This window comes from Streptomyces sp. NPDC001889, from assembly GCF_053594535.1.
Map to the genome: position 1 here is coordinate 49,873 of NZ_JBSFER010000011.1, position 12,125 is coordinate 61,997.

Annotated in this window: 13 protein-coding genes; 7 read left to right on the forward strand and 6 right to left on the reverse strand. The window is 73.0% G+C overall.

The genetic code is table 11. From position 1 onward, the window contains the following. Positions 1-162 precede the first annotated feature (162 nt). Positions 163-1,131, forward strand: a complete 969-nt coding sequence (locus tag ACWCRA_RS14385) for a zinc-binding dehydrogenase (RefSeq protein ID WP_351544031.1) — start codon at positions 163-165, stop codon at positions 1,129-1,131. Here the strand turns inward: ACWCRA_RS14385 and ACWCRA_RS14390 are convergent. The 3 genes from ACWCRA_RS14390 to ACWCRA_RS14400 form a co-directional block, all read right to left on the reverse strand. Further along, positions 1,067-1,510, reverse strand: a complete 444-nt coding sequence (locus ACWCRA_RS14390) for a BlaI/MecI/CopY family transcriptional regulator (RefSeq protein ID WP_351543725.1) — start codon at positions 1,508-1,510, stop codon at positions 1,067-1,069. The two genes, ACWCRA_RS14385 and ACWCRA_RS14390, sit on opposite strands and share 65 nt — an antisense overlap. A 66-nt stretch (positions 1,511-1,576) precedes the next feature. Then, complete coding sequence (locus ACWCRA_RS14395) at positions 1,577-2,920, reverse strand: cytochrome P450 (protein WP_451067716.1); 1,344 nt, start codon at positions 2,918-2,920, stop codon at positions 1,577-1,579. A 222-nt stretch (positions 2,921-3,142) separates the two neighbouring features. After that, positions 3,143-4,546 carry a cytochrome P450 gene (locus ACWCRA_RS14400; protein WP_451067717.1) on the reverse strand — a complete coding sequence of 468 codons (1,404 nt, stop codon included), beginning with the start codon at positions 4,544-4,546 and terminating at the stop codon, positions 3,143-3,145. Positions 4,547-5,010: 464 nt separating this feature from the next. Between ACWCRA_RS14400 and ACWCRA_RS14405 the strand changes: the two genes are divergently transcribed. From ACWCRA_RS14405 to ACWCRA_RS14415, 3 genes are read left to right on the forward strand one after another with little or no spacing between them, the layout of a single operon-like run. Continuing rightward, a complete protein-coding gene (locus ACWCRA_RS14405) occupies positions 5,011-5,241 on the forward strand; it encodes a hypothetical protein (protein WP_451067718.1) in 231 nt (76 codons plus the stop codon). After that, positions 5,219-5,818: an RNA polymerase sigma factor gene (locus ACWCRA_RS14410; RefSeq protein WP_351543736.1), complete on the forward strand. Its 600-nt coding sequence runs from the start codon at positions 5,219-5,221 to the stop codon at positions 5,816-5,818. Before ACWCRA_RS14405 ends, ACWCRA_RS14410 begins: the two co-directional genes overlap by 23 nt. Then, positions 5,815-6,759: a hypothetical protein gene (locus ACWCRA_RS14415; RefSeq protein WP_351543739.1), complete on the forward strand. Its 945-nt coding sequence runs from the start codon at positions 5,815-5,817 to the stop codon at positions 6,757-6,759. Before ACWCRA_RS14410 ends, ACWCRA_RS14415 begins: the two co-directional genes overlap by 4 nt. A 30-nt stretch (positions 6,760-6,789) precedes the next feature. Here the strand turns inward: ACWCRA_RS14415 and ACWCRA_RS14420 are convergent, their stop codons facing one another. Genes ACWCRA_RS14420 through ACWCRA_RS14430 form a run of 3 tightly spaced genes read right to left on the reverse strand, consistent with a single transcriptional unit; the run spans position 6,790 to position 9,250 of the window. Next, the gene (locus ACWCRA_RS14420) at positions 6,790-7,089 is read right to left on the reverse strand and encodes a hypothetical protein (RefSeq protein WP_451067719.1); all 300 of its coding nucleotides are present in this window, start codon (positions 7,087-7,089) and stop codon (positions 6,790-6,792) included. Further along, positions 7,086-7,688, reverse strand: a complete 603-nt coding sequence (locus ACWCRA_RS14425) for a sigma-70 family RNA polymerase sigma factor (protein WP_351543742.1) — start codon at positions 7,686-7,688, stop codon at positions 7,086-7,088. The genes ACWCRA_RS14420 and ACWCRA_RS14425 overlap by 4 nt, the downstream gene beginning before the upstream one ends. Further along, positions 7,685-9,250: a sodium:solute symporter family protein gene (locus ACWCRA_RS14430; RefSeq protein ID WP_351543745.1), complete on the reverse strand. Its 1,566-nt coding sequence runs from the start codon at positions 9,248-9,250 to the stop codon at positions 7,685-7,687. The genes ACWCRA_RS14425 and ACWCRA_RS14430 overlap by 4 nt, the downstream gene beginning before the upstream one ends. A 200-nt stretch (positions 9,251-9,450) precedes the next feature. On the opposite strand from ACWCRA_RS14430, the gene ACWCRA_RS14435 reads away from it, so the two are divergent. From ACWCRA_RS14435 to ACWCRA_RS14445, 3 genes are all read left to right on the forward strand, one after another. After that, positions 9,451-9,702: a DUF3311 domain-containing protein gene (locus tag ACWCRA_RS14435; RefSeq protein ID WP_351543747.1), complete on the forward strand. Its 252-nt coding sequence runs from the start codon at positions 9,451-9,453 to the stop codon at positions 9,700-9,702. An 85-nt stretch (positions 9,703-9,787) separates the two neighbouring features. After that, entirely contained in the window at positions 9,788-11,911 is a 2,124-nt protein-coding gene (locus tag ACWCRA_RS14440; protein WP_351543750.1) for a carbon starvation CstA family protein, read from the forward strand. After that, positions 11,908-12,123: a YbdD/YjiX family protein gene (locus tag ACWCRA_RS14445; protein WP_351543753.1), complete on the forward strand. Its 216-nt coding sequence runs from the start codon at positions 11,908-11,910 to the stop codon at positions 12,121-12,123. The genes ACWCRA_RS14440 and ACWCRA_RS14445 overlap by 4 nt, the downstream gene beginning before the upstream one ends. The last annotated feature ends 2 nt before the right edge of the window (positions 12,124-12,125 follow it).

Genomic DNA, 12,125 nt, shown 5'->3' on the forward strand with positions numbered 1-12,125 from the left:
CACCCGCCGCCGGGCCGGGCGGGTCCCCGGAGCGGGGCCGCGGCATGCGGCCATCAGGGCGGTCCGGGGGTGTCCGGCGCGGAGGTTCCCCCGGGGCGGCCGGTCGCCGGGTCACGATGGGCGCGGCGGACAAGCAAGGGAGATTCCGTGGCGGAGAAGACCATGCGGGCTGTCGTCCTCGACGAGCCCGGCCCACCGGAGAATCTCCGGCTCCGGGACCTGCCGGTCCCGGAGCCGGAGCCGGGGTGGGTGCGGATCAGGGTGAGGGCGTTCGGCCTCAACCGCTCCGAGCTGCACACCCGGCTGGGGCTTGCCGAGGGGGTGACCCTGCCCCGGGTCCTCGGCATCGAGGCGACGGGCACGGTGGACGCCGACCCCGACGGGGTGCTGCGGCCGGGGCAGCAGGTCATGACGGTGATGGGGGGCATGGGGCGCACCTTCGACGGCGGCTACGCCGAGTACACCGTCGTACCGCGCGCCCAGGTGATCCCCTTCGCGTCCGATCTGCCGTGGGAGACGCTGGGCGCGGTGCCGGAGACTCTCCAGACCGCCTACGGCTCGCTGACCACCGGGCTGGATCTGCGGTCGGGGCAGACCCTGCTGATCCGGGGCGGGACCTCCGCGCTGGGTCTGGCCACCGCCGCGCTCGCAAAGGACATCGGAGCGGTGGTGCTGGCGACCACCCGCTCCGCGAAGCGGGCCGGTGCGCTCGCGGAGCACGGTGTCGATCATCCGCTGGTGGACGACGGCACCATCGCGCCGCGGGTGCGCGAGATCGTCCCCGAGGGAGTGGACGCCGCGCTGGAGCTGGTCGGGACACCGACGCTGCCGGACACTCTGGCGTCCACCCGGGTGCACGGCACGGTCTGTTTCACCGGCATGCTCTCCAACCAGTGGATCGTCCACGAGTTCTACCCGATCGAGTATCTGCCGCGCGGGGTCCGGCTGACCGCCTACGGCGGCGGCTCCGCCGATCTGCCCCCGGAGGTCCTCCAGCAGTCGCTGGACCGGATCGCGGCCGGGCGGCTGTCCCTCGGGCCGGTCCATGTCTACGCCCTGGACGAGATCACGGCCGCTCACCGGGATCTGGAGGAGGGCCGGAGGGCGGGCAAGCTCGTCGTCCGGATCTGAGGTCGGGTCTTCGGCCGCCGGTGGCACCGGCGGACCGGAGCGCGTCGGCGAGGGCGCCGCGCTGCTCGGCGGTCATCGCGCCGAAGAACGCCACCAGGGCACCGGCCGGCTCGTCGCTCCGGGACCAGGCCTCGTGCATCAGTTCCGCCGTGTGGCGGGCGCGGGTCGAGACGGGCGTGTACCGGTAGGCCCGGCCGTCGAGTTCCCGGCGCAGCAGGCCCTTGCGGTGCACCTTGTCCATCACGGTCATGACGGTGGTGTAGGCGATGGGGCGCTCCCGCTGGAGGTCCACCATGACCTCTCTGACCGTCACCGGCCGGTTCCACCGCCAGAGCCGGGTCATCACCGCGTCTTCGAGTTCTCCTAATTGGCCTCTCACGGGACCAGCCTAGGAGCGTGCCGGAGCGCGGGGGAAGCGGCCTCCCCCGGCGCGGCCGGCCCGGTGTCAGTTCCGCCGCGCCTCCAGGATCATGGGGACGTGGTCGGGGTGGGCCATCGCCGACGCCGCCTCGCGGGTGGTGTGGCCGGGAACCGGGCGCAGCCGCCAGCGGGCCAGGACGGTCGCGAGGGCGATGGTCGCCTCGGTCCAGGCGAAGGCCTCCCCGATGCACTTGCGGTTGCCCGCGCCGAAGGGGACGAACGCCTCGCGCGGAATCCTCTCGCGCCGGCCGGGGAGCCAGCGGTCGGGGTCGAAGACGTCGGGGTCCGGGTAAAGAGCCGGGTCGCGGTGGACGGCGTACAGGCTGAAGGCGATCTCGGCACCGGCGGGGAGGCGGTAGCCGCCGAGTTCGACCGGTTCGGTCGTGCGGCGCATCAGCAGGGTGACGCCGTGCAGCCGGATGGCCTCGTCCAGCACCCGCCGGATCGTGGTCAGCCGGGGAACGTCGTCGTAGGTGACGGGGCGGGTGCCGACGACCTCGTCGATCTCGGCCAGCACCTGGCGCTCGACCTCGGGGTGGCGGGCGAGTTCGTGGAAGGCCCAGCTGAGAGTGGAGGCGGTGGTCTCGGTTCCGGCGAAGAGGATCGTGACGAGTTCGTCCCCGATCTCCTGGTCGGTGAGTCCGGCGCCGGTGTCCTCGTCCCGGACGTCGAGCAGCAGCGACACCAGGTCGTGCCGTCCGCTCCAGCCCTCGCGCCGGGTGGTGGCCACCACCTCGTCGATGATGCCCCGCATGCTCGCCCTGGCCCGGTCGAAATCCCGGTTCGGCCGGATCGGCAGTCCGTCGAGGAACTTCGGGGAGGCCGCCCGTACCAGGACGTTCTTCAGGATGACGGGCAGGTCGCGGCGGACCGCGTCGACGGCGGGGCGCCCGAAGTCGCCGGAGAACATCGTCTCGCTGAGGGTGGCGATGGTGTAGTCGCTCATGGCCTCCTCGACGGCGACGCGCTGGCCGTCCGACCACGACGCGGCGAGCGCGGTGGCGTGCCGGCTCATCACCTCGGTGTAGCCGGCGATCCGGGTCCGGTGGAAGATCGGCTGGATCAGCCGGCGGTGGCTGCGGTGGTGTTCGCCGTTCGCGTTCGCGAGGCCGTTGCCGAAGAGCGGGCGGACCCGGTCGTAGAGCCGGCCCTTCTCGAAGGAACGGGACTGGGCGACGGTGACCTGGTGGATGAGTTCGGCGCTGGTGGCGACGTACACGGGCAGGGTGCCGAGGCCGACCCGGACCAGGGGTCCGGTCCGCCGGAGCGAGGTGAGGAAGCCGAGCGGGTCCCGCCAGAGCTTCAGGGCGTGGCCGAGAATCGGCAGCGCGCCGGGGGCGCCGGGTATCTGCTGCAAGCCAGCGGACAACTCGTGTACTCCTCTTCTGCTTCGGCCTGCCATCCGATCGCGGCGAGGTGTACGACGGCGCACGGCACACGATACGGCTGCACTACTACGCCGCATAGTACTCACCGGAATGCGCCATTCCCAGAGTCTGCCGTCTCTACTTCTGCCCCGGGGGAGCGGAAGAATGCCGGATGCCGGCGGGATCGTCTCCCCCCGGCATCCGTGGTGCGGTACGCGGTCGCGTCAGCGCCGGCGCGCCTTCCACCAGGGGCGCCGCCCGGACGCCGGTGCGGACGCGGGGGCGGGGCGGGAGTGCGCCGCGGGCAGCGGCTGCGCGCCGGCCGGGCTCTGCTGCTCGGCCTCGGCGGCCGGGCGGACCGGCTCGAACCGCACGGGCAGGGAGCCGACGCGCTCGCTCAGCCAGGCAGCGCTGGTGTCGAGGTCGCCGTGGGAGACGGCGAGTTCGAGTCCGGGCAGCATGGTGAGGAGGGTGTCGATGCCGGTGTCGGCGATGGCGCGGCCGATGTCCTGGCCCGGGCACTCGTGGGGGCCGCTGCTGAAGGAGAGGTGCGAGCGGTTGCCGTGGACGGGGGCCGAGAGGTCGGGCCGGATCTCCGGGTCGGTGTTGCCGGCGGCGAGGCCGAGCATCAACAGGTCGCCCGCCCTGATCTGGCGTCCGCCGAGCACGGTGTCGCCGATGGCCCAGCGCCCGGGGATCGTGGAGAGCGGCGGGGCGTCCCACAGCACCTGCTCCAGGGCGTCGGGCAGGGTCATCTGACCGCCCGAGAGGCTGGCGCGGAAGCGCCGGTCGGTGAGGACCAGCCGCAGCGTGTTGGCGATCAGATTGACGGTCGTCTCATTGGCGGCGACGAGGACCAGCCGCAGATGCTCGACCACCTCGTCCTCGGTGAGGGCCGACTCATGGCCTATCAGCCTGCTCGCGAGATCCCGGCCGGGGCGCTCCGCCTTGCGCCGCACCAGGTTGCGCAGGGTCTCCACCACGAAGTCATTGCTGGCCAGGGCGGTTTCGGTGCCCTTCATCAGGTCGAGGGACGCCTCGACCAGACGGGGCCCGTTCTCCTCGGGCATGCCGAGGAGCTGGGTCATCACCAGCATCGGCAGCTTCTCGGCGTAATCGCGGATGAGGTCGGCCTCACCGGTGGCGGCGAAGGCGTCCACCAGCTGACGCGTGTGCCGGGTGACATAGCGGCGCACCCCGTGGCGGTTGAACTGCGAGAGCCCGTCGGTGACGGCGATCCGGAGCCTGGCGTGCTCGTCGCCGTCGGTGAAGACGCACACCGGCTTCCAGGCGAGCATCGGCATCAGCGGGGAGTCCTGTGCCACCCGCCCCTGCTGGAACATCGTCCAGACGCGGGAGTCCCGGGTGAACAGCGACGGCGTACGCATCACTTCGAGGTTCTCCCGGTGCCCGAGCACCAGCCAGGCGGGCAGGTCGCCGTGGAGCAGCACCGGCGCGACCGGACCGTACTCCCGGCGCAGCATCTCGTACAGCCCCCGGGGATTGCCCTCCGCCACGGGCCCGTAGAGCCGGTGCAGCCCGTCGGGGCCCAGATTGTGCGCGGGGCAGCCGGGGGGCGGCACGGTGGCGTGGGCATCGCGGTGGACGTCTGGGCGCGGGGTGGTCACAAGGCCTCCGAAGCCATGGTGAGGAGCGCCGCGCGGGCGGACGCGGTCACGGAGGTTCCCGGCGGGGCGCTCACGAACAACTCTTCCGGCATCGGACCGCGGAGCCCGCACACCCTGCTGCGGTCCTACAAGATCCTGAGCCGCACGCAGCATATCCCTGTTCCGTTTCGGCCGGACACGCCGTCAGTCCGCTCCTCTGACCGACCGGTTGGGCCCGGACGGCCGCCGGGGGGCCGGCGGCCGGGACGGGCGGACACCCGTACCGGGCGAATCACCCGCTGTGACGGAATCCTCGCTCTCCGCACCGTCGGCTGGTGGCCGGGGCAGCCCTCGCGCCGGACGCGCGCCGCCGCCACCGGCGGACCGGTCCCGGGGAGCGGGACGATGTCACACTTCCGGTTCTCCCGCGCACTACAGATCCCCGGTGCCGCGCAGGGTGTGCGGCGGGGTGTCAGGAGGCTTCTGTGGATGTGGTGGTGTCAGGAGCGGCGGTGGTCGTGGTGCTCGGCGCCGTCTGGCGGATGGCGGAGTCCGCGCGCCGGGCTGTGAAGCGGCTGGTGGAGGAGGCCGTCATGGAGAAGCTCACGGAGCCGGACCGTGCGGAGCGCCGTGCCCCGGCGGCTGTCGGCCTCCGTGTCACCGGCCCGTTCGGCGGAGCAGGGGTGAGCCCTCATGGAGGACGCGGCGGGCGCTGAACTGCAGCTGACCGGTGTGCCGGTGCCGCCGTCACCGCAGCGCCCGGTGCCGGAGGGCGCGCCCTCCGGTATCGGTCTGGCGCAGGAGCTGCACGAGGCCGAGTACCCGGGTCTGGTCCGTTTTCTGCTGCTGAGCGGGGCGTCGTGGAACGAGGCGCAGGACGCGGCCCAGGACGCCTTCACGCAGATGTGCCGGCCCGGTGTCCACATCGCGCACCCCAAGGCGTGGCTGCGGACGGTGGCCTGGCGTTCGTGGCTGCGCCAGCAGGTGCGGCCCGAGGACCCGTGCGCGGAGGTCCCGGATGTGCGTTCGCCGCACTGGCAGACCCCGGCCCACGCGGCGGAGCTGAGCGCGGAGCAGCAGCGGGTGATCGAGCTGCTGCTGGCTCTGCCGGCCAAGCAGCGGGCCGCGATGGCGTGGAATCTGGACGGGTTCACCGCCCAGGAGAGCGCCGGGGCGATGGGGATCACCCCGGAGGCGGTGCGCCAGAACCTGGCGCGGGCCCGGGCCTCGCTCAAGGCGAGCCTCCGCCGGGGGCATCCGGGCGGGCCCGGGGAGCGGGAGGGGGACGGATGAGCGGGGCGGACGGGGGCGGTGACCGGCTCGACGCGCTGCTGGCGGACGCGCACCGGCAGGTGGGCATCGCGGTCTACGACTCGCTGATGAGCCAGGGGGGTCCGCCGGAGCCGTGCGATCCCGATCTGGCGCTGAGCCGGCTGCTGGCGGCGGCCCACCGGCGGACGCTGGCCGCCGTGGTGCGGCGGGCGGACCGGGTGCGCGAGGAGGTCCGGGTGCGCCGGGGCCCCTCGGCGGGGTGCGGGAGTGTGCTGATGCGGCATCCGGCGGCGGTCCGGCTCAAGTACCGCGAGGAGACCCTGCGGATGGCGCGGGCCTACTGGCCCCGGGAGCTGGAGGTGACGGTCCGCCGTGCGCTGGAGGCCGTGCTGGAGCTGGTCGCGCGGCTGGAGGAGGGACGGGTTCCCGAGGAGTCGGGCGCGGTGCCGGCGCGGGTGGCGGCGGCGCTCGGGGACGTGCTCTCCCTGCCGCAGGCACCGCCGCGGCCGCCCGCGCTGACGGGGTACGACTATCCGGAGGTGGCCCGGGCGCGGCTGGCGGCACGGGCCGGGCGGCTCATGGACGCGGCCCGGGGGGCGCGGGGGCTGCTGGAGGCGGAGCTGCTGCCCCGGCTCGGTGACGGCCCGGTCCCCTGGACGGGCGCGCTGGAGGTCGCGCGGGATCTCGCCGACGATCTGGAGGCGGCGGGGCAGTCGGCGCAGTCGCTGCTGGCGGCGGTGGTGGAGACGGAGGAGGCGGGTGATGACTTCCGGGGGGCGGATCTGTCCGCCGTGGCCCTGGAGGGGGTCCGGCTGGAGGGCATCCGCTGGGACGCGGGCACGGTCTGGCCGCCGGGGTGGGAGCGGCGGATCTGGCGGGTCTCGCTGGCCACCGGCGACGGTCCCGGTGTGCTGGTGGTGGGGCCGGAGCCGCACGACAGCGCGGTCGCGGCCGATATCTGACGGACCGCCGGCGGCCCGGGCCGCACGGTCTCAGCCGCCGGACGGCGGGGCCGTGGGGGCAGGGGGGCGCTCGTCGCCGAAGCCGGCCCCGGAGCCGGCGGGAGCGGAGTTCAGCACCCAGAGCCCGGCGAGGACGGCCAGGGTGAAGACGACGGCGACGAGGAGGGTGAGGGTCAGCCGTCGTCTGCGCTCGCGGCGGTGCCACTCCCCCCGTGCGGCGCGGTAGGCGCCGGGGGCGGGGTGCACCTGTCCGGCGAGGGCCTCCATGGCCTCGCGCAACTGCCGTTCGGTGCCGTGGCCGTGGACCGGCTCGGTGTCCTGGCCGTTCACCGGCGGTGCTCCAGCACCTGGGTGAGCGCGGCGATTCCGCGTGCGGTGTGGGTCTTGACCGAGCCGGTGGAGATTCCCATGGCCGTGGCTATCTCGCTTTCCTTGAGCCCCATCCAGTGGCGCAGCACGAGAGCCTCGCGCTGCCGGGGCGGCAACTGCCGCAGGGCGGTGATCAGGGCCCGCTGGTCGTCGTGGAGCAGAGCGGTGTGCTCGGCGGACGCCGTCCACTCGGCGGGCGGGGCTCCGGCGTGCTTGCGGACGATCTGGAGGTGGCGTATCCGCATCCGGGTCAGATTGCAGACGACGGAGCGCAGATAGGACTCGGCCCGGTCGGCGTCGCGCAGCTTCCGCCATTTGCGGTAGATCTCGTAGTAGGCCTCGGCGACGATGTTCTCGGGGTCGTCGGCGCCGAGCAGCGCGGCGAGCCGGAGCATCGAGGTGTAGTGCAGCTCGAAGAGACGGGCGAGCGCCGCTTCCCGCTCCGGCTCGGCGGGGCCGGTGTCCGTGCCGGGCCCCGGCCCGCCGGCCGCGGGCGCGCCCCCCTCCGGCTGTGGCGCCGGCGGGGCGAGGGTGGAGGTGGCGCGTGGTGTCCGTCTCATGGGGAGCTGGTTCCCGTCTCGGGCCGGGGTGTCGGATGGGGTCGCGCGGCGAGCGAGGTGGTGTCGGGACCGCCGGGTGTGCCGCACCGGCGCAGAACGGCGGTGCCCGCGGCGGCGACGGCCAGATTGAGCAGCAGGGCGGCGAGCCCGGCGTACATCTCCACGGAACGGCCGCCGAAGCCGAGGGGCACGACCGGGGAGAAGCCCTCCCGGACCACCAGGACCGTACCGGACACCATGCCCGCCGCCCAGCCCGTGAGCAGGGCCCGGTGGTGGAGCCGGCGGGTGTAGAGGCCGATGACGACGGCGGGGAGTATCTGGAGTATCCAGACCCCGCCGAGGAGCTGGAGGTTGACGGCGGCCTGGTCGCGCAGTCCGAGGACGAAGACGACCGCGCCGGCCTTGGCGGTGAGGGAGACCGCCCGGGCGACCCGTACCTGCCGCTTGGGGGTGGCGGTGGGGTGGAAGTACTCGACATACACGTTCCGCACGAAGGAGGTGGCCGCCGCGACCGACATCACCGCCGCGGGGACCAGCGCCCCCACGGTGATCGCCCCGAGGACGAGGCCCGCGAGCGGGGCGGGCATCAACTGGTCCACCAGCATCGGCACGGCGGACTCGGCGCCTCCGTCGGGGGTGCGTATCCCGGCGGCGACGGCGGCGATCCCGAGGAGCCCGAAGAGGGCGAGCACCGCCGTCCAGGCCGGCAGCGCCACACAGGCCCGGCGCAGGGCCGCGGGCCCGGAGGCGGCGAAGGCGGCGGTCAGGACGTGGGGGTAGAGCAGCAGGGCGAGCGCGGAGCCGAGGGCGAGGGTGGCGAAGGCGAACTGCTGGTCGTCGGCGAGCACCAGGGAGGCATCGGGGCCGCCGGGGTCCGCGAGCCGGACGGCGGCGGCGTCGAAGACCGCTCCGGGGCCGCCGAACCGCTCCAGGACCAGCCAGATCGCGGCGAGCACCGAGCAGAAGACGGCGACGCCCTTGAAGCCGGAGATGACGGCCGGGGCGCGCAGCCCGTGGCGGTAGGTGGCGATGGCGAGCCCGGCGAAGAGGACGGCCATGGCGGCGTCGCCGGTGAGCCAGGGGGAGGGGTCGGCACCGCCGGCCCGGAGCACGGCGCGGATGCCGAGGAGTTGGAGCGCGAGATACGGCATCGTCGCGAGGATGCCGGTGAGGGCGACGGCCAGGGCGAGCGCGGGTGAGCCGTAGCGGGCCCGGACGAAGTCGGCGACGGTGATGTGGCCGTCCGCGCGGGCCACGGCCCAGAGCCTGGGCAGCAGGACGAAGGCCAGCGGGCAGACGATCACCGTGTAGGGGACGGCGAAGAAGGCGGGCGCGCCATTGCCGTAGGCGAGCGCGGGTACGGCGGTGAAGGTGTACGCCGTGAACATGGTTCCGCCCAGCAGCAGCCAGGTCCAGCCGGGGCCCAGGCTCCGGCCGGCCAGCGCCCAGCCGTCCAGCGCCGGGAGGGCGTCGCCGGTGCGGAAGCGGCGGGCCCGTGCCGCGAGCAGCGAGGCAGCGCCGATGACGGCGAGGAACGCCGCGACTGCGGCTCCTTCGGTCATGCCTCACCGTCCGTGCTGCGCACCGGGCGCACATCACGCGCCGGTGGTCCCGGGTCTCGTTCTCGTCCCTCCGGGGAGGGTGGGCGGGAGCGGGCGGAAATCTTCCCGGCGTCCCGTGTCAACCAAACCGCGGAGATCGGCAACTCTTCCACAGACCAGCGGGAATCAGGGAACAGACGGGGACAGCAGTGGAGGAATCGATGGCCGCGGACGATCGCGGGACGGCATCCGGTACGGGACGAACCGTCCGCCGGGTGGCGGCCGGTGTCGCTCTGGCCGTGCCGGTGGCCGCCCTGCTGTGGGTGCCCTGGTACGCGCGGGAGGGGCCCCGGCTCGCGGGGGTGCCGTTCTTCTACTGGTACCAGCTCGCCTGGGTGCCCGGCGCGAGTCTCGCCCTGTTCGCGGCCCGGCTGCTGACCCGGCCCGCCCGGAGCCGTCCGCCCGAGCCCTGATCCGGCCCGGCCCCGGCCCGTACCGCACCCCGCCCCGTACCGACCGTTGTCCGATCCATCCACCGCCAACCGCCAAGGAGCCAGCGTGTCCCGGTCCTCCGCGCCCCTCTCACGGGCCCATCCGAAATCGATCCTCCTGTGGACGGCCGTCGCCCTGACCGGCGCGGTCTGCTGGGGTGTGCTGGCCCTGGCCCGGGGTGAGGAGATCTCCGCCGTCTGGCTGGTCGGCGCCGCTCTCGGGTCGTACGCCATCGCCTACCGCTTCTACTCGCGGTTCATCGCGAACCGGGTGCTCAAGCCCGATGACACCCGCGCGACCCCGGCCGAGCGGCTGGACGACGGGGTCGACTACCAGCCCACCGACCGCCGGGTGCTGCTCGGGCACCACTTCGCCGCCATCGCGGGCGCCGGGCCCCTGGTCGGTCCCGTGCTCGCGGTGCAGATGGGCTATCTGCCGGGCACGATCTGGATCGTCTTCGGTGTCATCTTCGCCGGCGCGGTGCAGGACATGGTCGTTCTCTTCCTCTCGATGCGCCGGGACGGCAAGAGCCTCGGGCAGATGGCCCGGGAGGAGATCGGCAAGGTCGGCGGCGCGGCGGCGCTCATCGCCGTCTTCATCATCATGATCATCCTCCTCGCGGTGCTGGCGCTGGTCGTGGTGAACGCGCTCGCGCACTCGCCGTGGGGCACCTTCTCGGTGGCCATGACGATCCCGATCGCCCTGTTCATGGGCTTCTATCTGCATGTCCTGCGGCCCGGAAAGGTCCTGGAGACCAGTCTGATCGGTGTCGTCCTGCTGCTGCTGGCGATCGTGGGCGGCGGCTGGGTCCAGAACTCCTCCCTGGCCGACACCTTCACCCTCAGCCCGACGACCCTGGTCTTCTGTCTCGTCGTCTACGGGTTCATCGCCTCGGTGCTGCCGGTGTGGATGCTGCTCGCGCCGCGCGACTACCTCTCCACCTTCATGAAGATCGGCACCATCGTGCTGCTGGCGCTCGGGGTGCTGTTCGCGGCGCCCGTGCTCCAGGCCGACGCGATCACCTCGTTCGCCTCCTCGGGAGACGGACCGGTCTTCGCGGGGTCGCTCTTCCCGTTCCTCTTCATCACCATCGCCTGCGGCGCGCTCTCCGGCTTCCACGCCCTGGTCTCCTCCGGCACCACGCCGAAGCTGATCGAGAAGGAGTCGCAGGTCCGGATGATCGGCTACGGGGCGATGCTCATGGAGTCGTTCGTCGCCGTGATGGCGCTGATCGCCGCCTCCGTGCTCGACCCCGGGCTGTACTACGCGATGAACTCCCCGGCCGGACTGCTCGGCTCCAGCGTCGAATCCGCCTCCCAGGCCGTCGCCAACCTCGGCTTCACCATCTCGCCCGAGGAGCTGACGGCGGCGGCCAAGGCGGTGGAGGAGAGCACCCTGGTCGCCAGGACCGGCGGTGCGCCGACCCTGGCCGTCGGGATGGCGCAGATCTTCTCCGATGTCATCGGCGGCGAGGGGATGAAGGCGTTCTGGTACCACTTCGCCATCATGTTCGAGGCACTCTTCATTCTGACCACCGTCGACGCCGGCACCCGGGTGGGGCGGTTCATGCTCCAGGACATGCTGGGCAATGTGTGGAAGCCGCTCGGCCGGGTCAACTGGAAGCCGGGCATCTGGCTGGCGAGCGCGCTGGTGGTCTCCGGGTGGGGCTACTTCCTCTACGCCGGAGCCACCGACCCGCTCGGCGGGATCAACCAGCTCTTCCCGCTCTTCGGCATCGCCAACCAGCTGCTCGCGGCGGTCGCCCTCACGGTGGCCACCACCCTGCTCGTCAAGTCGGGCCGGTTCCGCTGGGCCTGGGTGACCGGCGCTCCGCTCGCCTTCATCGTCGCCATCACCTTCACGGCGAGCTGGCAGAAGGTCTTCTCGCCCGACCCCCGGGTCGGCTTCTTCGCCCAGCGGGACAGGTTCGCGGACGCCATCGACGCGGGCACGGTGCTGCCGCCCGCCAAGAACATGGACGACATGCACACCATCGTCACCAACTCGACCGTGGACGGTGTGCTGATCATCGTCTTCGTGGTGCTGGTGGCGACCGTCATCGCCAACGCGGCCGTGGTGTGCGTGCGCGCCCGCCGCTCCCCCACTCCCCCGGCGACGAGCGAGACCCCCTATGTGGAGTCCACGCTCAACGCACCGAAGGCGGAGCCGCTGGCGGGGGTACGGGAGTGAGCGGCGCGGTCGCGTCCGGGGCGGCGGCGGTCCTGCGGGGGCTGCGCGCGGTCCACTGGTATCTGCGCGAACTCACCGGGGAGAGCGCCTACGACCGGCACTGCGAGCGCCACCTCCGCATGCATCCGGAGCTGCCGCCGCCGTCGCCGCGCGAGTTCCAGCGGCTGCGCACCCGGCAGCTGGAGGAGCATCCGCAGTCCCGCTGCTGCTGACC